The organism is Vibrio sp. Of14-4 (genome assembly GCF_022347625.1).
GTDB classification, from domain to species: domain Bacteria; phylum Pseudomonadota; class Gammaproteobacteria; order Enterobacterales; family Vibrionaceae; genus Vibrio; species Vibrio pristinus.
The window spans coordinates 21086-44520 of record NZ_JAKRGI010000009.1; the positions used below are offsets into that span (position 1 = coordinate 21086).

Genomic DNA, 23435 nt, shown 5'->3' on the forward strand with positions numbered 1-23435 from the left:
TACTATAAATTTTTACATTGAGTCTTAAACGAGCGTCTAATTACCTTTATTATTGTTGATTTATTAATCAAGCAAATCAATTGGCGTGATTTTTTTGTATTTAATCTTGCAATAAAGTGTACATTGCTGATGGATCTATCTATTATCTTTCGGTTTTATAATACATAAATCAAATAATAGGTATAAAAATGAAAAAAGCAGTCTTAGCCGCATTTGTTGCAGCAGCTTCGTTTCAAGCAGTGGGTGCAGAGAATATAGGGTCACAACATGGCTACCTTGATGAAGGTTGGTATATTGGTGCTGATATTATTGGTACCACTTTTGAGGCGGATGGAAGTGATAGCTCACCATCCTCGACCAGTGGTGCGATTTCGATTGGTTATGACTTTAAGCTTGCGGACTCCGTAATTCTTGGGGTTGAGGCTGAGTTTGCTGACTATGGTAAGTTTGACTTTATCCCGACAGGGGGTACTGGTGCTAAACAAACTAATGATACACACGCGTTATCATTCTATTTGAAGCCTAAATACTTTATTCCAGGATCTTCATTCTACTTTGGTGCTGTCTTCGGGGTAGGTATGTACAAAATGAAGTCAAGTTGGACGGGGCCTGTTGAATATGTGGATTCATTCGGCTCTACCCTATTTACAAGAAAAGAAACTATAAATGATAGCGACAATGAAACTGAGTTTGTCTATGGTCTAGAAACGGGATATGCACTGAACAACAATATAATACTAAATGCTGGATATCGAATGGCTAACCTTAAGCATTATGAACATGATACTTGGTATCTCGGTCTAGACTATAAGTTCTGATAACCCAATTAGCGTCAACGAAGGGAGCTTAGGCTCCCTTTAATAATTTATCTATCAAGCAATAATGATGTTGCTGCACGCCAGCCAAATGGGAATATTTGGGCGTATGGCGATCGTTTTGACATGGGCTGTGCCAGCCCAAAGTATGCTCGATAAATTGTTTGGCAAAAGACTCTGAAATATCTAGGCAGCCGGCGAGTACGGTATCCACATAGCTTTGCATGATAGGCACTTGTTCACAGGGCTGCTTGGCGTCATCATTAATATACAACCAGATATGATCGCTTGCAGTGAGGGAATGAGTGGTATCAATCTCAGTCAGAGAGACTTGAATACGCTGGTAATTGCGCTCTCTAGTATCAAACTCTTTTAGCTCATTTTGAGCAATTTCAATTAACACCCCATTGACTAGCCCTTGCCCTTTTTGTACCACCAAAGGCGACAGAGTATAGCTTGTATCCAGTTTTCCCCATATGCGTTTAAACCCGTGAATAACCGCTGGGTGCGCAAGGCCAGTTGCGCCGGTCAATTGTCTTGATGCTGAGTTTATTAAGCTGCCATAACCGAATATATACGTCGCCACTTATCTCTCCCTTTGTGATTTGCAGTCTCTAACGCTTTACCGCAAATATAACCCTTTTTATCGCTGAGGTACCAATTAGAGCTTATCTACAGCGTGGTTGATAACTATGTCAGTATGACAAGGACGAGTGATCTTGACATTTTTTTATCGAGTCATAATGACTTAGTTTGGTTTTATTTCTATATAAAACAATGTCTTGAATTCGGGAATAAATATTGCTTACTTTTATGTATTTAGCTTATTTTACGGGGCATACAGTGATCAATATTAGCGATAAAAGAATAGAAGATGCCATTGTACCTGTTTTTCGTCTGGCTTTTCGACCATTTTTCCTCCTTGGGGCAAGCTATGCGGCGATTGCTATCATGCTTTGGGTGTGGATGTTTCAAACAGGTCAGCCCACAATGTTACAAGTACCTGCCTTGTGGTGGCATGCGCATGAAATGGTATTTGGCTTTTCCATGGCTATCGTCGTTGGGTTTGTTTTGACCGCAGTGCAAAACTGGACAGGGATCAATGGCACCAAACGTTATCGATTAGCCCTACTGGTTAGCTTGTGGATTTTGCCGCGATTATTATTTTGGACTGAGTCTCCTTTGTGGTTGATTGCCGCCATTGAAAGCGTATTTATCGCCATGGTAGCTTATGAGACAGGTGTTCGGGTCATCAAAGCCAAAGGATGGCGCAACGCATTCTTTATCCCTTTATTTGTCTTGGCTTTGTTGGCTAATTTAATCAGCTATGCGTCGCTACAAGATATTGGGCCTTTTTCTTCATCTGATGTTTGGCTGGCAATGTTGTGGTGGTTTACGATTTTGCTCTCAGTTATGGGCGCAAGAGTTATCCCATTTTTTACTGCTCGCCGGCTAAATACTCCAAAACCATCTTCAATCCTTTGGCTTGAGGTTTTGGCTATTTTTCCTTTACTGGTATTGTTTAATCTTAGCTTTTTACCGACAGAATTCGCGCATTTAGAACAAGTGATGATGCTGGTTTCTGGAATCGCGCATCTGGTTATCGTCATCAGATGGCAGCCTTGGCGCACCTATCGAGAGCCTTTGCTATGGTCGCTGCATCTGGCTTACTTTTGTATTCCCTTGAGTTTGATTCTCCGTGCAGAGCTAAGTCATATGTTTGCAGCGCATAATATGCTGCACTTATTCGTGATTGGTGCGCTGGGCGGTTTGATTTTGTCTATGATAACTCGAGTGACGATGGGACACACAGGGCGCGCTATATATCAAGGCCCTAGCATGGCGATAGGTTTTGCTGCCTTGATGATAGCAGCGATTGTGCGCAGTGTAGGGGTAACGCTTTGGCCTGAGAAGCTTATTTTACTGCTCGATATTAGCGGCTTTTTATGGGTACTAGCCTTCACGATATACTTAGTCAAATTTGGGTTTATGCTTGTGACAGCCAGAGTCGATGGACATCCAGGGTAGGGTGGTCATAGATAAAAGAAGTGTTAAGCTAAACAAAAGGCTGATGGTCTATAATCAGCCTTTCAATCGTAAGTAGCGACAAAATTTAGTTGTTACTGTGTAGCTCTGAGTTAAGTTCTACCGCGGTTTTGTTAGCGAGACACTCAATCTGGCCTGTGACTGAGTTGCGACGGAAGAGTAAATCGGATACGCCAGTAAGATCGCGTGCTTTTACCGTCTCAACCTCATTACCCTGTGAGTCTAGCATAAGAACTTTTGAGCCAGCAGTGACATACAAGCCAGACTCAACAGTGCAGCGATCGCCAAGTGGGAAACCAAGACCAGCATTAGCGCCAAGAAGAGAGCTTTCACCAATAGACACAACAACGGAGCCACCGCCAGATAGCGTGCCCATAATTGAAGCGCCGCCGCCAATATCAGAGCCATTACCAACCACAACACCAGCGGAAATACGGCCTTCAACCATACTTGTGCCAGTTGTTCCCGCATTGAAGTTGATGAAGCCTTCATGCATTACCGTTGTACCTTCACCCACATGTGCACCAAGACGAACGCGAGCAGTATCCGCAATGCGAATGCCAGCAGGTACCACGTAATCGACCATTTTCGGGAATTTATCAACGCAATCAACCGACAAATGACGTCCAGCTAAGCGAGCTTCAATTTGACGCTCAGCAAGCTCTGGCAGATCAATTGGACCTTCGTTAGTCCAAGCAATATTATGCAGCAGGCCAAAAATGCCATCGAGCACTGTGCCGTGAGGCAAAACTAATCGGTTAGAGATAAGTTGCAGTTTCAGAAAGCCTTCTGCAATAGAAGAGGGCTTTTCATCCGTTTTGAGAATAACAAGCACTAGCGGCTGCTCAGACTCGGTGGCTTTGGCTGCAAATGCGGCGTTATTACTATCACCGTTGGTTTCGAATGCTTTAGCAAGCTGTGCACTTTGGCTCGCCGTCACCTCGATAACCTGGTTGCCTTCTTGGTAACCCGTTACTTCCGCTAGTGAATCGACCAGTGCATCAGTGGGTGCTAGTACAGGATGGGGGAAAAAGGCTTCGATGATTTTGCCATCACGGTTTTTCGTTGCCGTGCCGAAAGCGAGAGAGAAAGTAGCCATGTTGTGAATCTCCGTTGGGTCAAGGAAAACAAGTTTCCCTTCTAAGCTTGGTTTTTGTTCATCATAAGGAGAGTGTTTTCGTCTTTAAAGCACCGCAATGGATTACGTCTGAAGGTCGATACTTTTTGTCTTTTTACCGACACTCTGTCTTTTTATCTATATTGGTTAGCTCAATATAGCGTGGATGAAAATCAAAAAGAGCCCAAACATGGTTTGAGCTCTTTGCAAAGTATCTTTCGCATTTACTGACTATTTGTCAGTTGCGGCTAAGTCTATTATTTGCTTAGGTCGCTAGCGTGCTCAGATAGGAATGCTGCAACACCTTTTGGAGATGCATCCATACCTGCTTTACCTTCTTCCCATTGTGCAGGACATACTTCGCCGTGCTTCTGGTGGAAGTTTAGTGCGTCAACCATGCGTAGCATTTCGTCAATGTTACGGCCTAGTGGAAGGTCGTTAACCACTTGGTGACGAACAACACCTTCTTCGTCGATTAGGAAAGAACCACGGAATGCAACGCCTGCTTCTGGGTGCTCAACGTCGTAAGCTTTGCAGATTTCGTGCTTAACATCTGCAACCAATGGGTATTTTACTTCACCGATGCCGCCATCTTCGATAGCAGTGTTACGCCATGCGTTGTGCGAGAATTGAGAATCGATAGAAACACCGATTACTTCAACGCCTTTTTCTTGGAAGTCAGCTAGACGATTGTCGAATGCAATAAGCTCTGATGGGCAAACGAACGTGAAATCTAGTGGGTAGAAGAAAACAACCGCTTTCTTACCTTTAGTGAATTCTGCAAAGTTGAAGTTGTCAACGATTTCACCGTTACCTAGAACAGCTGCCGCAGTAAAGTCAGGGGCTTGACGACCTACTAGTACCATTTTTTTGCTCCTAAAAAGTATGGTTAGTTCCAAACCATCTTGAGTAATTTTGGTTTGGTCCGTGTTTGTGCGAGACAAACTATAGTACAGATTGTAGTATTGAAAAAAGCGAAATAAATAGATTAAGTTAATCGAAAAAAACGATAGGTCAAAATCTATGCGCTGTTCACCAAGCTGAGACATTTAAAAAACAAAATTATGATTAAATGGCCAAATCTTAAACAGTTACATTATCTGATCACACTACATGAAACTCGCCACTTTAGCGAAGCCGCCAAAAAGTGCTTTGTGAGTCAATCGACGTTAAGTAAGGGGATTCAAAATCTTGAAGATTTGATTGGTTGCCCGCTTTATGAAAAGAAAGACAAAAAGGGGCCGCTTGTTTTTACTTTAGCGGGAGATCAGGTAGTAAAACAAGGTCGTGAGTTATTGGCCAAAGGCCAAGACTTGGTTGAGTTAGGTCGACAGTGTCAAGGAGGAGAAATGCAAGGGCAATTACGACTTGGTTGTATCCCCACCATTGCGCCATTTTTGCTCTGTGATCTAGTCCAAGAAGTGAACCAACGCTTTCCTCTGCTTAATCTCTTGCTAAGAGAAGATACCACTAATAATTTGTTGGCGGCGCTTCGTCATGGTGAATTGGATATATTGATCTTAGCCTTGCCCGTTGAGCTCGATGGAATGGAAAGCAAAATTGTTGGCAATGATCCGTTTAAAATGATCATTAGTCGCCATCAGGCGAATACTATTCGTACTCCAATTAAATACGACGACCTTCCCGATGAATCTGTATTTCTGCTTGAAAAAGAGCACTGTTTGACTGAGCACGCGGTGTCAGCCTGCCAGCTAACCAGAAAAGAAAAGATTAATCCATTTTCTGCCACAAGTTTGCATACTTTGGTTCAAATGGTGGCGAATGGTATGGGAACCACTTTTATCCCTCAGATGGCGATTGACCATGGGTTGATTGAAAACCAAAATTTGGTGGTTGTCGATCCGCCAGAGCAACAAGCCCACCGACATATTGGTTTGGTCTGGAGACCCAGCTCTTCAAGAGTCAACACCTTTAATCAGCTAGCACAAGTTGTTTCTGAGCTACTTTAAGTGTATTGATTATGATCTATTCTCTGTTTTAGCCAGTTTTACTGACTGGTTTGCCTTCTTTTATTGGTTTTTTATTCTGTTGGTGAAGTTTAACTTGTAAAATTTCACAGCTTTTTCTTGGCGAAGGTTTCATTAAATAGTGAAACTTCACAGTGTCAATTTTACAATCTCTTTCATCTTGCTTGTTTGAAGTGACTTTATCCGCTGTGCTTGTATATCAAAGAATAAGGTGCCACACCTTTTTGAAATAAATTAAACACTTGTTTGAAAACTCTTCAGGTTAATCGTTTGTCGGTAATTTAGTTACGAAAATAAATTTCACCAACAATGAAAAATCAATAACTTAAAGTCAAAAAGATAAAATGTTGAATTTTGTTTTTTACGCTCTTGAGAGCTTTTTATTTAATCTTTAATTGTTATAGTTTAATTAGAATTTGACGGTTTTTTGATGTTAGGTGTTAGTCATGTTTCGGGCTGTATTTGGCCCAGCGCATAGCATGGATAGCACCGTATCTTTGTTGTTTTATAGTTACAGGTGTAATTTTACTGGCTATCTTGGTATGCGTAATCAACACCATACTTAGATTGTTGACCGGAGAAGGTAAAGGAAATGCTTTTGAAGACTTCAGCTACAGAAAAGACGGTTAAGCACACACAAGAAAATGGTGTGAGTAAAGGCAGCTTAGAAATTACTCATCCTCTTTCATCAGAGCATCAAGCGATTTTTTCTGATGAGTGTCAGAGCTTTTTGTCTCTCTTATGTGAGAAATTTGTTGGTCAAAACCAAGTATTACTGACGGCCCGTGAAGAATATCAGGCTCGTATTGATGCTGGCTCTTTACCTGACTTTGATCCGGATACCCAAGAAATCAGAGACAGTGATTGGAAGATAAGCCAAATTCCAAATGACCTTCAGGATCGCCGAGTTGAGATCACTGGACCAACGGATCGAAAAATGGTCATCAATGCACTAAACGCAGATGTAAAAGTGTTTATGGCGGACTTTGAGGATTCTATGTCGCCAGATTGGACGCAATTATTAGATGGTCAGATAAATTTACGTGATGCAATAAATGGCACCATTTCCTACCATGATCCGAAAAGTGGAAAACAGTATCGACTGAAAGACGATCCTGCGGTGTTGATTTGTCGCGTTAGAGGGATTCACCTCAAAGAAAAACATGTGCTTTTTAATGGCAAACCGATTCCGGGTGCTTTGTTTGATTTCGCACTTTATTTTCATAATAACTACCAGAGCTTAATTAAAAAAGGTAGCGGTCCTTATTTCTATTTACCCAAGCTTCAATCCTATCAAGAAGCTCAGTGGTGGAGTCAAATATTCCACTTTACTGAGCAGCATTACGGCTTAGAGACAGGAAGGATAAAAGCGACGGTATTAATTGAAACCATCCCTGCGGTATTTGCGATGGATGAGATTTTGTTTGCCCTTAAAGAGCATATCGTTGGTCTTAATTGTGGCCGCTGGGATTATATATTTAGCTACATTAAGACACTAAAGAATCATCCCGATCGTATCTTACCTGATAGGCAGAGCGTGACTATGGATCAGCCCTTTCTCAATGCCTACTCTCGTTTGCTTATTCGAACCTGTCATCGGCGCGGCGCGTTTGCTATGGGCGGAATGGCCGCATTCATTCCTTCAAAAGATCCACAGCAGAATCAACAAGTGCTCAATAAAATTCAGACCGATAAATCATTGGAAGCGCAAAATGGTCATGATGGCACTTGGGTCGCGCACCCTGGTCTGGCAGAGACTGCAATCAAGGTCTTTAACCATGTGCTGGCTGAGCGAAGCAACCAACTTGATGTCACTCGTGAAGAAGATGCTCCCATCCTAGCTCAAGATTTACTTAAACCTTGCCAAGGTGAACGAACCGAGCAAGGCATGAGGCACAACATTAGAGTGGCGCTGCAATACATTGAAGCTTGGATTTCAGGCAATGGCTGTGTGCCTATATATGGACTCATGGAAGACGCAGCGACAGCGGAAATCTCAAGAGCATCCATTTGGCAGTGGATCAAGCATGGTAAAGCACTAGATAACGGGCAAGTTGTCACCAAAGCACTGTTTGAACAGTACTTGAATGAAGAGATTAACGTCGTTAAAGCAGAGCTCGGTGATGAGCGTTATCAAGCTGGACGTTTTGAAGAAGCGGCGACTTTGACGGCCAAACTCACGACCAGTGAAGAGCTAAGCGACTTTCTCACTATTCCAGGGTATGACTACCTAGATTAATCACCAACATCGTCAGTAACATCGATCGTAAACAGCGGAGAAGGAAGTACCGCTGATATAACAACAGCAATATTGGTTCATCAATAGAAGGAAATAACGATGACAAACTTAACTCGCCGCCAACAAATTGAGGCAATCGAACAAGACTGGGCAACCAATCCGCGTTGGAAAAATGTCAAACGCCCTTATAGTGCAGAAGAGGTGGTCACTTTACGTGGATCCATGGTACCGGAAAATACCATCGCTCAGCGTGGTGCAGACAAGCTTTGGTCCTTGGTCAATGGCGATGCTAAGAAGGGTTATGTCAATTGTCTTGGCGCGCTGACTGGAGGGCAGGCGGTGCAGCAGGCTAAAGCGGGCATTGAGGCGGTTTATCTATCTGGCTGGCAGGTTGCCGCAGATAACAATACCGCATCGTCTATGTACCCTGATCAATCTTTATACCCGGTCGATTCTGTGCCTGCTGTGGTGAAAAGGATCAACAACTCTTTTCGCCGTGCTGATCAAATCCAATGGTCAAACGGCAAGTCACCAAATGATGAAGGTGGGATTGATTATTTCCTGCCAATTGTTGCCGATGCTGAAGCTGGGTTTGGCGGGGTGCTAAACGCCTACGAGTTAATGAAGTCCATGATCGATGCTGGCGCAGCTGGAGTGCATTTTGAAGACCAGCTTGCTTCAGTGAAAAAGTGTGGTCATATGGGCGGTAAGGTGCTGGTTCCAACTCAAGAAGCAGTGCAAAAGCTGGTTGCTGCGCGTTTGGCTGCCGATGTAGCGGGGACAAGAACCTTGGTTATTGCTCGCACCGATGCTAATGCGGCGGATCTTTTGACCTCAGACTGCGATCCGTATGATAAAGACTTTATCCAAGGTGAGCGCACTCAAGAAGGATTTTATCGAGTGCGTGCTGGTATTGATCAAGCAATATCTAGAGGCCTTGCTTATGCCCCTTATGCCGACCTTATTTGGTGTGAAACCGCTACGCCTTGTCTAGAAGAAGCGCGCAAGTTTGCTAAGGCAATCCATGCTCAGTATCCAGAGCAGCTGCTTGCCTACAACTGCTCCCCATCGTTTAACTGGGAGAAAAACCTTGACGCTGAGACTATTGCTAAGTTCCAGCAAGAACTGTCGGACATGGGGTACAAATACCAATTCATTACCTTAGCAGGGATCCACAATATGTGGTTCAACATGTTTGAACTCGCGCACGATTATGCCCAAGGTGAGGGAATGCGCCATTATGTTGAGAAAGTTCAGCGCCCAGAATTTAAAGCCGCAGAAAAAGGGTATACCTTTGTCGCGCACCAGCAAGAAGTCGGTACGGGTTATTTTGATAAAATGACCAACACGATTCAGGGAGGAAACTCTTCTGTTACCGCTTTGACAGGATCGACCGAAGAAGATCAGTTCTAGAAAGCAACAGCGAGTCACTGCTTGATTGGTGACTCGCTACTTTTCAAAAGATTAAAAGTGCATTGTTTTAATCGATTTCCTCAGGTTCCATTTCTTCTTGTAGCTCCAGCAAGTTAATTGCGATGGCCACAAAATCAGTATCGGTAATGATACCCACGAGTTGCCCTTTGTCGACCACAGGTAGACAGCCAACCTTATGTTTTTGCATGTAGAGCGCACTTTGTTTTAATCCCGCTTGTGGTGCAACCGTCATTAAATCGGTTTTCATGACTTCATAGAGCGGAGTATTCAGAGTAAAAGCTTGGTTTTCGGGGATGTTTTGTAGACTGGATTCTTGCGCGGCCAACACATCACGTTGTGATACTACGCCCAGCAGCTGCTTATGAGCATCGACAATAGGAATGTGGCGAATATCTAGTGCGTCCATGGTATGTTTAGCGTCTGAAAGTTGGTGTGAGCGTAACAGAGTGTGTGGGTTACGTGTCATCATGTCTTCGACTTTTATCATGGCTGCCTCCTGAGTTGTTATTTTATCTTCTCTACTATAGACGCTTTCAGCCGGAGAGTTTGAGAGGTGGCAGGGTTTTTGGTTTTATCTCGATAAAATCGATGTGGTAAATTATGTACAGTCATAGGGTTCAACTTTACAGCTATCAATCAAATCAACATGGATTACAAATATTCACACCTCAATCCTTGCTATTGAGTACGTCCAGCATATACTAGTCGGCTGCGAAAAACTCGTCGTCTGTTTGTGACAGAATCAGTTCGGCCTTGATCACAGCAAGAGAAACCACGACAAAAGATTAGTAAGATGCAAGTATCCGATTTTCACTTTGATTTACCTGATGAGCTTATTGCTCGTTATCCTCAACCAGAGCGTACTGCTAGCCGACTACTTCAGTTAGATGGCAATACAGGTCACCTTTGCGATGGTACATTTACTGATGTCTTAGACCAGATTCAAGCAGGGGACTTGGTCGTGTTCAATAATACGCGCGTTATTCCTGCACGTATGTTTGGTCGCAAAGAGTCAGGTGGTAAATTAGAAGTCTTGGTAGAAAGAATGCTAGATGAGCAGCGTATACTGGCTCATGTTCGTTGTTCTAAATCTCCTAAGCCAGGCTCGACAATAGTTCTGGGCGAAAACGATGAATATTCAGCCAAGATGATGGCTCGGCATGAAGCCTTGTTTGAGTTAAAGTTTGAGTCAGATAAAACGGTATTAGAGATTTTAGAGCATATTGGTCATATGCCTTTACCGCCTTATATTGATAGGCCTGACGAAGACTCGGATAAAGAACGTTATCAAACGGTTTACAACCAAAAGCCAGGTGCTGTCGCTGCGCCGACCGCAGGGCTGCATTTTGATGATGCTCTACTTGCAAAGATTCAGGCGAAAGGTGCGGAGCTTGCCTACGTGACACTGCATGTCGGAGCAGGCACTTTCCAGCCAGTTAAAGTTGATAATATTCACGAGCATCATATGCACGCTGAGTACGTGGAAGTTCCTCAGCAGGTGGTCGATGCGATCAACCAAACCAAATCTCGCGGTGGTAAAATTATCGCCGTGGGGACGACCTCGGTTCGTTCTTTAGAAAGCGCCGCACAAGATGCGCTCAAAAAAGGCACAGAACTGGCTCCCTTTTTTGGGGATACGGAAATATTTATTTATCCGGGATATGAATATCAATTGGTTGACTGCTTGATCACAAATTTTCATCTTCCAGAATCAACCTTGATTATGTTGGTGAGTGCGTTTGCTGGTTTTGAGCATACGATGAATGCCTATAAACATGCAGTAGAGAACAAGTATCGCTTTTTCTCCTATGGTGATTCCATGTTTATAAGTAAGAGAACGCTTGAGCGTTAAATAAAAATTTAAGGGTGTTCGCAGTGAATAAGGCTGCCAATATTAAATAGCTTTTGGCTAGCTTAATCGCTGGTTTTGATGCGAATACTCGGCACTTTTAGTCAGACTGTATTTCTGACATTGGGAGGCTTAGTGAAATTAAAATTTGATCTGAAAAAGAAAGACGGCACGGCGCGTCGAGGTCAGCTGACTTTTGAACGTGGTAGCGTGCAAACCCCTGCTTTCATGCCGGTTGGTACCTATGGCACGGTGAAAGGCATGACGCCAGAAGAGGTAAAAGGGACTGGAGCAGAGATTTTGCTTGGTAATACTTTCCACCTTTGGCTGCGCCCAGGACAAGAAGTCATGAAAATGCACGGCGACCTGCATGATTTTATGAATTGGCAGGGACCTATCTTAACCGATTCAGGAGGCTTTCAGGTCTTTAGTCTGGGTGATATTCGCAAAATTACCGAGCAAGGCGTACATTTCCGTAATCCAGTAAATGGAGATAAAATTTTCATGGATGCGGAAAAGTCGATGGAAATTCAGCAAGATCTCGGCTCAGACATAGTGATGATTTTCGATGAGTGTACGCCGTATCCTGCGACTCACGAACAAGCCAAGAAATCGATGGAAATGTCACTGCGATGGGCGCAGCGCTCACGTGATCATTTTGACAAACTAGAAAACCCCAACAGCCTATTTGGTATTGTACAGGGCGGTGTTTACGAAGATTTACGTGACGTATCGGTCAAAGGTTTGACTGACATCGGCTTTGACGGTTATGCCGTTGGCGGGCTTGCAGTCGGTGAGCCGAAAGAAGACATGCATCGTGTACTTGAGCACACTTGCCCACAACTTCCAGAAGACAAACCTCGTTACCTTATGGGCGTTGGCAAGCCGGAAGATTTAGTTGAAGGTGTTCGCCGTGGTATCGATATGTTTGATTGTGTGATGCCGACACGTAATGCCCGTAACGGACATCTGTTTGTTACTGGCGGTGTGATCAAGATCCGTAATGCTAAACATAAAACCGATACAACCCCTCTGGATCCTGAGTGTGACTGTTACACTTGCCAGAATTATTCAAAAGCCTATCTGCACCATCTTGATCGCTGTAATGAAATTTTGGGTGCTCGCCTTAATACCATCCATAACCTTCGTTACTATCAACGCGTGATGGAAGGTATTCGTCAGGCAATCGATGAAGATCGCTTTGATGAGTTTGTTGAAGAGTTTTATGCTCGTCGAAATCGTGAAGTACCACCTTTGGCAAAAGAGCAGTAAAGATGAATAGCCTTTGGCATTGTGCTAAAGGCTTTTATGAATTAGTTAGGCAAATTCTTGGGAATTTTGAGACTAGGCTCTCTAAATGTTTGAGTGTCTCTTGAAACCCTGATGCTCAAGCCCAACTTGGATATTTAATAAAAGTAAATAGAGGATTGTTTTAATGTTGATTACTCCAGCTTATGCCGCAGATGGCGCACCCGCAGGTGGTGGTTTTGAAATGCTGATCATGCTAGGTATGTTTGCGGTTATCTTTTACTTCATGATTTACCGCCCACAAGCTAAGCGTGTCAAAGAGCATAAGAGCCTAATGGCATCGATGGGCAAAGGTGATGAAGTACTGACCAGCGGTGGCTTGGTAGGAAAAATTACCAAAATCGCAGAAGACAACGACTATATTTCTGTTGAACTTAATGCTAACAACGAAATCGTTATCAAGAAAGATTTTGTAACTGCAGTGCTGCCAAAAGGTACGCTTAAATCTCTATAAACAGCTAAAGGATCCTCGCTGTGCTTAACCGCTATCCATTATGGAAGTATTTGATGGTGGTGCTAACCATTGCCATTGCTGCTTTATATGCACTTCCAAACATCTATGGTGAAGATCCAGCTATTCAAATTACAGGGGCGCGTGGCGCCTCTGTCGATATGTCGACGCTGGACTCCATCACTCAAGCTCTGAATGAAAAGGGCTTATCTCAAAAATCCATTGCCCTTGAAGATGGCTCCATTCTTGTACGTTTCAATGATACAGATACTCAGCTAAGTGCCAGAGATGTCATCAATGAAGCCTTAGGTAAAGACAAGATTATTGCTTTAAACCTTGCTCCTGCGACACCGGACTGGCTTGATGCTATTGGTGCTGCACCAATGAAATTAGGCCTGGACCTTCGTGGCGGTGTTCACTTCCTGATGGAAGTTGATATGGACGCTGCGATGGAGAAATTGGTCAGTCAACAGGAAGAAGCATTTCGTAGCGAGCTGCGTGAAGCTAAGATCCGCTATCGAGCAATTCGCCCTGCAGAGCAAGATTCGGTTGAAGTCTTACTCCGGAATGAAGAGCAACTTACCGATGCTAAGCGTCTCTTAACCCAAAATCATCCTGATATGACGTTTGTGGACTCAGACGCTGGTGGTCGATTTACTCTTACCGCAACATTTACTGAGCAACGTCTGGCTGAAATCCGCAATTATGCGGTAGAGCAGAACATTACCATTTTACGTAACCGAGTCAATGAACTTGGTGTTGCTGAGCCTCTAGTTCAGCGTCAAGGTGCAAGCCGCATTGTCGTTGAATTACCAGGTGTTCAAGATACCGCTCGTGCCAAGGAAATCTTGGGTGCCACTGCAACGCTTGAGTTTCGTGAAGTGGATGACAGAGCGGACTTAGCTGCCGCTGCAAGTGGTAGAGCGCCAGCAGGTAGTGAGATCAAACAAGATCGCGATGGACGCCCTGTGGTTTTGAAAAAGCGCGTGATCTTAGGTGGCTCAAGCATTACCGATGCAAGCTCTGGTACTGATGAATATGGTCGACCCCAGGTCAATATCTCACTAGATAGTGAGGGTGGCAGCAAGATGTCTTCTTTCTCGAAGAAGAATATTGGCAAGCTTATGGCAACCGTATTTGCTGAATATAAAGACAGCGGTCGACGTACGCCTGAGGGTAAAGTGATTCTGAGTAAACATGAGGAAGTCATCAATCAAGCCACTATTCAGTCAGCGCTTGGTCGTAATTTCCGTATTACTGGTATCGATACTGCCGCTGAAGCGCACAACCTCGCTCTATTGCTTCGCGCAGGTGCTTTGATTGCTCCTATATCAATTGTTGAAGAACGTACCATTGGCCCTTCTATGGGGCAACAAAACATAGATATGGGTGTGATGGCGTGTATCTGGGGTATGGTTGCTGTGATGCTGTTTACTTTGCTCTACTACCGCAAGTTTGGCTTTATCGCTAATATGGCGTTGATGGTAAACCTTGTTCTTATCATAGGGGTAATGTCTATGATACCGGGTGCGACCATGACGCTTCCGGGTATTGCAGGTATCGTTCTGACAGTTGGTATGGCGGTGGATGCCAATGTGCTGATTTTTGAACGGATACGTGAAGAGCTTCGTGACGGTCGAAATCCACAGCAAGCGATTCATCAAGGTTATGCCAATGCATTTAGTACCATTGCTGATGCCAATATTACAACACTTATCACGGCGATTATTCTCTTTGCCGTCGGTACAGGAGCGATCAAGGGTTTTGCCGTGACGCTTTCTATTGGTATTTTGACCTCCATGTTTACTGCCATCATAGGGACACGCTGCGTTGTTAACTTGATGTATGGCGGAAAGCGCATCAATAAATTGTCGATCTAAGGCTGGAGATGACTATGTTTCAGATTCTAAAAGCAGACAAAATGATCGACTTTATGCGTTGGTCAAAATTCGCCTTCCTTTTATCGATTTTGATGATTGGTGCCTCGATCTTCACACTATCGACTAAGTGGCTGAATTGGGGACTGGATTTTACCGGAGGAACCCTAATTGAAGTTGGCTTTGAACAGCCTGCCAACTTAGAGGAAATTCGTACCGCGCTCGATGCAAAAGGCTTTGGCGATGCTACGGTGCAAAACTTTGGTAGTTCACGCGATGTCATGGTTCGGTTACGTCCTCGTGAGGACGTTGCTGGAGAGACACTGGGCAATGAAATCATCAGTGCTATTAAAGCTGGCACAGGTGAAAGCGTTGAAATGCGCCGTATTGAGTTCGTTGGTCCTAATGTTGGTGATGAGCTAACAGAAGCTGGCGGGCTTGCTATCATTGTTTCTTTGATTTGTATCTTGATATACGTATCCATTCGTTTTGAATGGCGTCTAGCGGCAGGCGCTGTGCTTGCCCTTGCGCACGACGTTATTATCACACTTGGTGTGTTCTCATTTATGCAAATCGAAGTCGACTTGACTATCGTAGCGGCGCTTCTTACGGTTGTAGGTTATTCACTCAACGATACCATAGTGGTATTTGACCGAATTCGAGAGAATTTCCGCAAGATGCGTAAAGGTGAGCCGGCGGAAATTATGGACAGCTCTATTACTCAAACCTTGAGCCGTACCCTTATTACTTCGGGTACAACCTTGTTTGTTGTCATCGCTTTATTTGTTCAAGGTGGTGCCATGATCCATGGTTTTGCTACGGCACTGCTATTGGGTATCACTGTTGGTACTTATTCGTCTATTTATGTTGCCTCTGCACTCGCTCTCAAGCTGGGGATAACTAAAGAGCACCTTATGCCACCTCAGGTGGAAAAAGAAGGTGCTGAGTTTGACGAAATACCTCAATAAAATACAAGCCGCTGAGAACTCAGCGGCTTTTTTCTTCAATCCATATTTAAACGTTCAAAACAGAAATAATCGAGATATTATTCACTAACTTGGTATTATGGTGAAAACATAAGTATTAGGAAGCCATTAATGCCACATTTACGTTTTCGCGCCATGGAACCACAAAGTGTTCAGTCTTTATCTAAGTCTTTAATTGATGCTTTGCAGCCTCATATGGACTGCCCAAGAGAAGACTTTACATTCGAGTACGTCTACACGACCTTTTATCATGAAGGGCAAGTAAGCCAAGCCTATCCTTTCGTCGAGGTACTGTGGTTTGATCGTGGACAAGAGACTCAGGACGCAGTGGCTAATCTTATCACTGAGCAAGTTCGTCATATTTTAGGTGCAGATGTGGATGTTGCGGTTATCTTTACCGCTCTTGAAGCGAATGCCTACTATGATAATGGTGAGCATTACTAATATGTGTTAAGCCTCTCTCATAAAGGTAAACACACAATGTGATTACTGATAGGAGTGTGGGAGATGCTAGATTGTTGGAAATGGCGCATATTGTTCTTGGCTGTTTCATTCTGCCCAACCTTCTCTGCAACAGCAAGCCCTTGGGAAAAGGTTAATACTCCTTCAACCCATTCTCCCCAAGCCATCGGCAGCTATGCAAATGGCTGTTTAGCAGGTGGCTCTGCATTACCACTTGAGGGAGCTGGGTATCAAGTTCTTAGAAGCGATCGTCAGAGGTATTATGGCCACCCTAGCGCTGTCAGTTTTGTTCAGCGTTTGGGCAAAATGTCAGAGCAATATCTTAATACGCATATACTGGTCGGTGATTTATCTTTGCCACAAGGTGGGCGCTTTTCTTCTGGCCATACTAGCCATCAAACGGGATTGGACATCGACATTTGGCTTAGGCTGACTCGAGAAAGACTCACAGAGCGCCAGCTACAAAAACCTGTGCCGATTAGTGTGGTTAATATAAAGCAGTATCAAGTGTTAAAGAAAAATTGGGATGCGAGGCATTTTGAATTGATCAAGATGGCCGCTTATGATCCCGCAGTAGAGCGTATTTTTGTTCACCCTGTGATTAAAGAGAAGCTTTGTGCCGACGAACTCCAAGAGCAGCGTGAATGGTTAAGGAAGGTTAGACCATGGTGGGGACACCATTACCACATGCATGTCAGGTTAAAATGTCCTTATGACAATACCTCTTGTCGACCTCAAGCAGCGCCGCCTGAGGGCGATGGGTGTGGAGCAGAGTTAATCAGTTGGCGTCCTCAACCTAAGCCCAAAGCATCGCAAAAAGCGAGCAAAAAAAAGCCCAAAGTGATGCCTGAGCAATGCCGGAAAATGCTAAACAATATCTAGTTAAAAAGAAGCCGCTTAATTAGTCAGCGGCTTTTATTAATCCAATCAGGCTAGGCCAGCCCTTGAATGATGACGAACTTTTCCAACAGCTGCTCGTCTGTTTCAACATGATTAGGATCTGTGATAATACATTTTGTGATTGGACATACTGACTGACAAGTCGGCTTTTCATAATGGCCTTTACATTCAGTGCAAAGATCGGGGTCGATCTCAAAGATACTGTCTCCCATCGATATTGCCCCATTAGGGCATTCGGGATCGCACATATCACAGTTAATACACTTGTCTGTAATTAACAGTGCCATTGTTACTTGCCTGTTGGGTTGCGTGTGTCCTGACCACTATTGAGATTACGCATCAGAAGTCCGTATTCTAAGTCCATATCTTGTGGTACAGGGATAAACACAAAGTGGCCATTGCCTTTTGCATCGTCAACAGGTTGGGATTTTCTGTTTTCCATTGCTTCAAGAGTAAAAACAACATTGCCTTTTGGCGTCATAAGCTCAAGGCTGTCACCCAAGAGAAATTTATTCTTCACTTCAACTTCAGCAAGGTCGCCGCGACGTTTCCCTGTGAACTCTCCGACAAATTGTTGAGCGTCGGAGACAGAATAGCCGTAGTCGTAGTTCTGATAAGTATCGTGCGTATGGCGACGTAGGAAGCCTTCGGTATAACCACGATGAGCCAGACTTTCTAGGGTTCCCATCAGGCTTTGATCAAAGGGTTTTCCAGCAACAGCATCATCAATGGCTTTACGATAGACTTGAGCGGTGCGTGCACAGTAGTAGAAAGATTTAGTGCGGCCTTCAATTTTAAGTGAGTGTACGCCCATTTTTGCAAGGCGTTCAACGTGTTGAACCGCGCGCAGATCTTTGGAGTTCATGATATAGGTGCCATGCTCGTCTTCGAATGCGGCCATTTTTTCTTCAGGTTTGTGGCTTTCTGAGAGAAGTACCACCTCATCGGTTGGTTGACCCAGACCTAAGGTTGCTTGAGGGGCTTCACTTTGAATCTCAATTGTTTGTGCTTGCGCAGGGTCGAACTCCTCTACAATTTGTCCTGAGTCGTCTTCTTTGCCTTTTTCGACTTTGTATTCCCATCGGCAGGCATTTGTGCAGGTGCCTTGGTTAGGATCTCTCTTATTCATGTAGCCTGATAGCAAGCAGCGTCCTGAGTAGGCCATGCAAAGTGCACCATGAACAAACACTTCTAGCTCAGTTTCAGGGCAATGTTGGCGAATTTCTTCGATTTCTTCTAGAGAAAGCTCGCGAGAGACAATGACGCGTTCAACCCCATTCGCAGCCCAGAACTTAACCGTTGCCCAGTTTACAGCGTTAGCTTGCACTGAAAGATGAATTGGCATGTCAGGAAAGGACTCACGCACCATCATGATCAAACCTGGATCTGACATTATTAAGGCATCAGGCCCCATTTCAACGACGGGTTTGAGATCTCGGATAAAAGTCTTGAGCTTAGCGTTATGTGGTTGGATATTACATACCACGTAAAGTTTTTTACCCAGAGCATGAGCTTCATCGATACCTATTTTTAGGTTCTCGTGGTTGAACTCGTTGTTGCGTACACGCAAACTATAACGAGGTTGCCCTGCATATACGGCATCTGCTCCATAGGCAAAAGCGTAACGCATGTTTTTTAAACTGCCCGCAGGGGACAATAGCTCAGGTACAAATGCTTTCTCAGTTGTCATTTTTTCATTCTCTCAGTCTGATCTCAAGTCAGGCCCATTCCACCTAATGGAATTGGGGCGAAAATTTTACGCTAAAACGTGAGTTATGACTAGGAAAAAGTCCATGAAATAAATGTGGTAATAACCAGCGGGTACTTAACGAGGTTAAGCACCCGAGGAAAGTTTAGGCGTTTGCGTGAGGTAAACCGCCAAGGGATTGGTACAAGTTTGGAAGGAAAGCGCTAAGTTCGCCGCACATTAGCGAGAAATCGGCGTCAAATCGAGCTGCTTGGTCTTCTCTTGGAATATCATCATTTTGATCTTTCAGCTCATCGGAAAACTTAAGACGTTTGATACTGCCGTCCTCGCCGAGAAGAAACTCGATTCGCTCTTGCCACCATAAAGCGAGTTTGGTGACGACTTTGTCAGCCTCGATATGGCTGCGGATTTCATCAGCGGTAAGCTCCTGCTTTTTACAGCGAATCACGCCACCTTCTTCAAGAACTGACTTTAGTTCTGCTTCATCAAGCATTTCCATCCCTGCAGGGGTATCGCCGGTTTTGACCCATTCAGTCAAAGTCGTTTCTAGCGCTTTTTCAGGAATTGCAGGTACAACAGGTAAACTGCCCATGGTCTTACGCAGGAGTGCCAATACCTCTTCTGCTTTTTTATAGCTGCTGGCATCGACCAATATAAAGCCTTCTTTGGGTAAGATAAGGACATGAGTATGACTACTGCGGCTAAAGGCTCTTGGCAGCAGATCCATGACAATATCTTCTTTTAGGGTATCTTTCTCTTTTTTCTTAAGAGGTCTTCCTTCCTGTGCTTCCATGGCTTCTACTTTGGCGCTAAGTGAATCTTTGATCACAGACGCTGGTAGCATTTTTTCTTCTTTCCTTGCGCAGATTAGGATGCGGTTCTCACTGACATGCGTCATCATGTCTCCATGCTTGCCCATAGCTGTCACCCAGCCGAATTTTTGTTTGTCCTGACTGCCACAAGGAGTAAAACGAAATTCACTCAGTTGTTTTTCCAAGTCATCTGCTTGGAATTTAATATCTCGATTAAAACGGTAAACTAGACAGTTTTTAAACCACATACGCTTTCTCTATACCTAGGGTCTGTTGATCTTAAACTTTGGTTGCTCATCATAAAGACTTTTAGTGAGATTGTCCCATTGCAACAACTCATCATTAAGATGAAACTTATATTAAAATTTGTTTTCAAGGGTCACAAAAGTGTCATAATTGATAGTGATAATGCCTTGGTCAATGCACGATTAAATTCCACTTATTCAAAGGTGATTCAATTATGTCGAGAAGGATTCTTGTTGTTGAAGATGAAGCGCCAATTCGCGAAATGCTTTGCTTTGTCCTTGAACAGAAAGGTTATCATGCGGTTGAAGCTGAAGATTATGATAGCGCGGTAACTAAGCTTTCCGAACCTTTCCCAGATTTGGTTCTTCTAGACTGGATGCTGCCTGGTGGAAGTGGGATTAACTTTATTAAGCATATGAAGCGAGAAGAGCTGACTCGTAATATTCCCGTTGTGATGCTTACCGCGCGTGGTGAAGAAGAAGATAAGGTGCGTGGTTTGGAAGTTGGTGCTGATGACTACATCACAAAACCATTTTCTCCCAAAGAATTGGTTGCGCGTCTTAAAGCTGTAATTCGACGAGTGACGCCAACCGCTTTGGAAGATGTGATTGATGTGCAAGGGTTGAGGCTTGATCCTGTGTCTCACCGAGTGACGGCCAACGACCAAGCACTCGAAATGGGGCCAACAGAGTTTAAAATGTTGCACTTTTTTATGACCCACCAAGAGCGTGTCTATAGCCGTGAGCAGCTGCTGAATAACGTTTGGGGCACTAATGTTTACGTCGAGGACAGAACCGTGGATGTGCATATCCGTCGTCTGAGAAAAGCGCTTGAAGGTGCTGGACATGATAGGTTGGTTCAAACGGTGCGCGGTGCAGGCTATCGCTTTTCGACTAAAGCCTGAATCAAGTTTACCATCGGGAGAGGTAAGTGGTTGAACGGTTAACATGGAAAAAGCTAGCCAAAGAGCTAGTTTTTTTTTACACCCCTTGGGTAATTGTCGGATGGATCTTTGGCTATATGCCATGGCTTTTATTGGCTGCAACTGTGTTGCAGCTCATATGGCATCTGCACAATCAAATACGTCTTTCAGCCTGGCTATGGAATGAAAAGCGTCTCACTCCTCCTTCTGGTACGGGTCATTGGGAGTTTCTGTTTAATGGTATTTATCGTTTGCAGCAACGTCATCGTAGTAAACGAAAAGAACTGAGTGGTTTAATCCGTCGCTTCCGTAATGGTGCGGAATCACTTCCTGATGCAGTGGTTGTTTTTCGCGGGGAGGGGAATATCGTATGGTGTAACAAGTTAGCTCAGCACCTACTTGGTTTTCGCTGGCCAGATGATTCTGGACAGCCTATTTCAAATCTCCTTCGTACGCCCGATTTTATTAAATACCTCAGTAAAAACGACTTTTCTCAGCCTTTAGAAATACGCTCTCCACTCAACGTCGAACGTATGCTTGAACTTCGTATTGTGCCTTATACCGAAGGAGAGCACTTGATGGTGGTTCGTGATGTTTCTCAATTAAAGCAATTGGAGGGAATGAGGCGTAACTTCTTTGCCAATGTATCCCATGAACTTCGCACACCAATGACTGTGTTGCAAGGGTACCTGGAAATGACCGAAGACCCTGATATGGTCGTTGGCCCTATGTGGACCAAAGCGCATGGTGTTATGACCGAGCAGCTTAATCGCATGAATGGCTTAGTTAATCAGTTATTAACCTTGTCCAAGATTGAAGCAGCACCAATGCATGAGTTGGAAGATGTGGTGAATGTTCCTGCTATGTTGGATGTGCTTGAAAAAGAAGCTCAGAGTTTGAGTGGCGAGCAACAGCACAAACTTAGTTTCGACGTCGAAAGTAGCTTATTGGTGCTTGGTGATGAAGACCAATTGCGTAGTGCGATTTCTAATCTGGTTTATAACGCTGTGAAATACACGCCTGCTGGTGCTGATGTAAAAGTTCGCTGGTATTTATCTGCTCAAGGGGCGTGTCTCGAAGTTGAAGATAGTGGTGAAGGCATTGAACCTCAACATTTGCACAGGTTGACTGAGCGCTTTTACCGAGTAGATAAAGCGCGTTCAAGAGATACAGGAGGAAGTGGGCTTGGGTTAGCGATTGTCAAACACGCTCTGACCCATCACGATTCCCATTTAGAGGTTCAATCGGAAGTGGGTGCGGGGAGTAAATTTTCGTTTATTTTGCCTCAGCGCCTAGTGGTGGATAGATGAGGTTTGCCGCTGCCAGTGTTTGCTTTCTTCTTACATTTTCTGTGTGGGCTCAAGAAACGAGCGCCCGTCATCAGCACTATCACAAAGTAGCAAGTTTGAGCGGTAGCTTGACTACGGTTGGTTCAGATACGTTAGCGGGAATCACCACTTTGTGGGTAGAAGCGTTTAAACATTTATATCCTAGCGTTAATGGTGAAGTGCAGGCATCAGGTTCTTCGACAGCGCCTCCTGCTTTGACGGAAGGGACAGCGCAGTTCGGACCTATGAGTCGGCCAATGCGTCAACGAGAAATTGAAGCCTTCGAACGTGAACATGGCTACAGACCAACAGAACTGCGGATTGCGATTGATGCAGTTGGTGTGTTTGTTCACCGAGACAACCCAATAACAGGGCTTAATTTTGAGCAACTAGACAGTATATTTTCTTCCACTCTGCGTTGCGGCTCTACTCAGTCAGCTTCAACATGGGCCGATTTAGGACTCGATTATCAGTGGGCAAAGCGCAGCATGCAGCTGTTTGGCCGAAACTCTGTGTCAGGTACCTATGGTTACTTTAAAAAAGTGGCCTTATGTGGCGGTGATTTCAAAAATAATGTCAATGAACAACCTGGATCTGCTTCCGTTGTTCAAGCAACCTCTTCCGCCATCAATACGATCGGGTATTCGGGGGTCGGTTATCAAGTATCTGGGGCAAAGCTTGTTCCTATCGCGAGACAAGGCCAAGATTATGTTTATCCAAGTGAGAGCAATATAGTATCTGGTCGATACCCTTTGTCACGTTATCTCTATCTTTATGTTAATAAGAATCCATCGAAGCCTCTATCTAACATCATGAAAGAGTTCGTTCTTTTTATCTACTCTGAGCAAGGGCAGAGCATAGTCAAAAAAGCGGGTTATGTTCCAGTATCAGTTGAAATGGCTAGTGTTGAATTGAATAAAGTTGATGCTTTGAGCATTAACTAACCA

Annotated in this window: 22 protein-coding genes; 15 read left to right on the forward strand and 7 right to left on the reverse strand. The window is 44.1% G+C overall.

What is annotated here, in order from left to right:
• Positions 1 to 188 precede the first annotated feature (188 nt).
• Positions 189 to 818 carry an outer membrane beta-barrel protein gene (locus tag MHN79_RS10435; RefSeq protein WP_239172840.1) on the forward strand — a complete coding sequence of 210 codons (630 nt, stop codon included), beginning with the start codon at positions 189 to 191 and terminating at the stop codon, positions 816 to 818.
• 28 nt (positions 819 to 846) lie between these two features.
• On the opposite strand, the gene MHN79_RS10440 is transcribed toward MHN79_RS10435, so the two are convergent.
• Positions 847 to 1401 (reverse strand): gamma-glutamylcyclotransferase family protein, encoded by a 555-nt coding sequence (locus MHN79_RS10440; protein ID WP_239172841.1) that lies wholly within the window; start codon positions 1399 to 1401, stop codon positions 847 to 849.
• A gap of 257 nt (positions 1402 to 1658) precedes the next feature.
• Here MHN79_RS10440 and MHN79_RS10445 point away from each other — a divergent pair, with 257 nt between their 5' ends.
• Complete coding sequence (locus tag MHN79_RS10445) at positions 1659 to 2843, forward strand: NnrS family protein (protein WP_239172842.1); 1185 nt, start codon at positions 1659 to 1661, stop codon at positions 2841 to 2843.
• Positions 2844 to 2928: 85 nt separating this feature from the next.
• Here the strand turns inward: MHN79_RS10445 and dapD are convergent, their stop codons facing one another.
• Both dapD and MHN79_RS10455 read right to left on the reverse strand, forming a co-directional pair.
• Positions 2929 to 3960, reverse strand: a complete 1032-nt coding sequence (dapD, locus tag MHN79_RS10450) for a 2,3,4,5-tetrahydropyridine-2,6-dicarboxylate N-succinyltransferase (RefSeq protein WP_239172843.1) — start codon at positions 3958 to 3960, stop codon at positions 2929 to 2931.
• 275 nt (positions 3961 to 4235) lie between these two features.
• Positions 4236 to 4844, reverse strand: a complete 609-nt coding sequence (locus tag MHN79_RS10455) for a peroxiredoxin C (RefSeq protein ID WP_114786445.1) — start codon at positions 4842 to 4844, stop codon at positions 4236 to 4238.
• 198 nt (positions 4845 to 5042) lie between these two features.
• Here MHN79_RS10455 and MHN79_RS10460 point away from each other — a divergent pair, with 198 nt between their 5' ends.
• The 3 genes from MHN79_RS10460 (at position 5043) to aceA (ending at position 9618) form a co-directional block, all read left to right on the forward strand.
• On the forward strand, positions 5043 to 5948 hold the full coding sequence (locus tag MHN79_RS10460) for a hydrogen peroxide-inducible genes activator (protein WP_239172844.1): 906 nt from the start codon (positions 5043 to 5045) through the stop codon (positions 5946 to 5948).
• Between the two features lie 610 nt (positions 5949 to 6558).
• On the forward strand, positions 6559 to 8205 hold the full coding sequence (gene aceB, locus MHN79_RS10465) for a malate synthase A (protein WP_239172845.1): 1647 nt from the start codon (positions 6559 to 6561) through the stop codon (positions 8203 to 8205).
• Positions 8206 to 8304: 99 nt separating this feature from the next.
• Positions 8305 to 9618, forward strand: a complete 1314-nt coding sequence (gene aceA, locus MHN79_RS10470; RefSeq protein ID WP_239172846.1) for an isocitrate lyase — start codon at positions 8305 to 8307, stop codon at positions 9616 to 9618.
• 67 nt (positions 9619 to 9685) lie between these two features.
• Here the strand turns inward: aceA and MHN79_RS10475 are convergent, their stop codons facing one another.
• On the reverse strand, positions 9686 to 10126 hold the full coding sequence (locus MHN79_RS10475; protein WP_160925950.1) for a CBS domain-containing protein: 441 nt from the start codon (positions 10124 to 10126) through the stop codon (positions 9686 to 9688).
• 306 nt (positions 10127 to 10432) lie between these two features.
• Between MHN79_RS10475 and queA the strand changes: the two genes are divergently transcribed.
• From queA to mepA, 7 genes are all read left to right on the forward strand, one after another.
• The gene (queA, locus tag MHN79_RS10480; RefSeq protein ID WP_239172847.1) at positions 10433 to 11491 is read left to right on the forward strand and encodes a tRNA preQ1(34) S-adenosylmethionine ribosyltransferase-isomerase QueA; all 1059 of its coding nucleotides are present in this window, start codon (positions 10433 to 10435) and stop codon (positions 11489 to 11491) included.
• Positions 11492 to 11623: 132 nt separating this feature from the next.
• Complete coding sequence (gene tgt / locus MHN79_RS10485; RefSeq protein WP_239172848.1) at positions 11624 to 12760, forward strand: tRNA guanosine(34) transglycosylase Tgt; 1137 nt, start codon at positions 11624 to 11626, stop codon at positions 12758 to 12760.
• Positions 12761 to 12923: 163 nt separating this feature from the next.
• Complete coding sequence (gene yajC / locus MHN79_RS10490) at positions 12924 to 13250, forward strand: preprotein translocase subunit YajC (RefSeq protein ID WP_152429657.1); 327 nt, start codon at positions 12924 to 12926, stop codon at positions 13248 to 13250.
• Positions 13251 to 13270: 20 nt separating this feature from the next.
• Entirely contained in the window at positions 13271 to 15127 is a 1857-nt protein-coding gene (gene secD / locus MHN79_RS10495; RefSeq protein WP_343283926.1) for a protein translocase subunit SecD, read from the forward strand.
• Positions 15128 to 15141: 14 nt separating this feature from the next.
• Positions 15142 to 16092 (forward strand): protein translocase subunit SecF, encoded by a 951-nt coding sequence (gene secF / locus MHN79_RS10500; protein ID WP_114786454.1) that lies wholly within the window; start codon positions 15142 to 15144, stop codon positions 16090 to 16092.
• Between the two features lie 129 nt (positions 16093 to 16221).
• Positions 16222 to 16554, forward strand: coding sequence for a DUF1904 domain-containing protein (locus MHN79_RS10505; protein WP_239172849.1), 333 nt, complete (start codon positions 16222 to 16224; stop codon positions 16552 to 16554).
• A gap of 63 nt (positions 16555 to 16617) precedes the next feature.
• A complete protein-coding gene (gene mepA, locus MHN79_RS10510) occupies positions 16618 to 17454 on the forward strand; it encodes a penicillin-insensitive murein endopeptidase (RefSeq protein ID WP_239172850.1) in 837 nt (278 codons plus the stop codon).
• Between the two features lie 50 nt (positions 17455 to 17504).
• Here mepA and MHN79_RS10515 read toward each other — a convergent pair whose 3' ends face one another.
• The 3 genes from MHN79_RS10515 to rdgC all read right to left on the reverse strand — a co-directional run bounded on the left by MHN79_RS10515 (position 17505) and on the right by rdgC (position 20240).
• Positions 17505 to 17759, reverse strand: a complete 255-nt coding sequence (locus MHN79_RS10515) for a YfhL family 4Fe-4S dicluster ferredoxin (protein WP_114786457.1) — start codon at positions 17757 to 17759, stop codon at positions 17505 to 17507.
• A gap of 2 nt (positions 17760 to 17761) precedes the next feature.
• Positions 17762 to 19162 carry a tRNA 5-hydroxyuridine modification protein YegQ gene (yegQ, locus tag MHN79_RS10520; RefSeq protein WP_239172851.1) on the reverse strand — a complete coding sequence of 467 codons (1401 nt, stop codon included), beginning with the start codon at positions 19160 to 19162 and terminating at the stop codon, positions 17762 to 17764.
• 163 nt (positions 19163 to 19325) lie between these two features.
• Positions 19326 to 20240 (reverse strand): recombination-associated protein RdgC, encoded by a 915-nt coding sequence (gene rdgC, locus MHN79_RS10525; RefSeq protein WP_239172852.1) that lies wholly within the window; start codon positions 20238 to 20240, stop codon positions 19326 to 19328.
• 212 nt (positions 20241 to 20452) lie between these two features.
• Between rdgC and phoB the strand changes: the two genes are divergently transcribed.
• The 3 genes from phoB to MHN79_RS10540 are packed head-to-tail and all read left to right on the forward strand — an operon-like array spanning position 20453 to position 23432.
• Positions 20453 to 21142, forward strand: coding sequence for a phosphate regulon transcriptional regulator PhoB (gene phoB / locus MHN79_RS10530; RefSeq protein WP_152429665.1), 690 nt, complete (start codon positions 20453 to 20455; stop codon positions 21140 to 21142).
• Positions 21143 to 21168: 26 nt separating this feature from the next.
• The gene (phoR, locus tag MHN79_RS10535; protein WP_239172853.1) at positions 21169 to 22470 is read left to right on the forward strand and encodes a phosphate regulon sensor histidine kinase PhoR; all 1302 of its coding nucleotides are present in this window, start codon (positions 21169 to 21171) and stop codon (positions 22468 to 22470) included.
• Entirely contained in the window at positions 22467 to 23432 is a 966-nt protein-coding gene (locus MHN79_RS10540) for a phosphate ABC transporter substrate-binding protein (RefSeq protein ID WP_239172854.1), read from the forward strand. Before phoR ends, MHN79_RS10540 begins: the two co-directional genes overlap by 4 nt.
• The last annotated feature ends 3 nt before the right edge of the window (positions 23433 to 23435 follow it).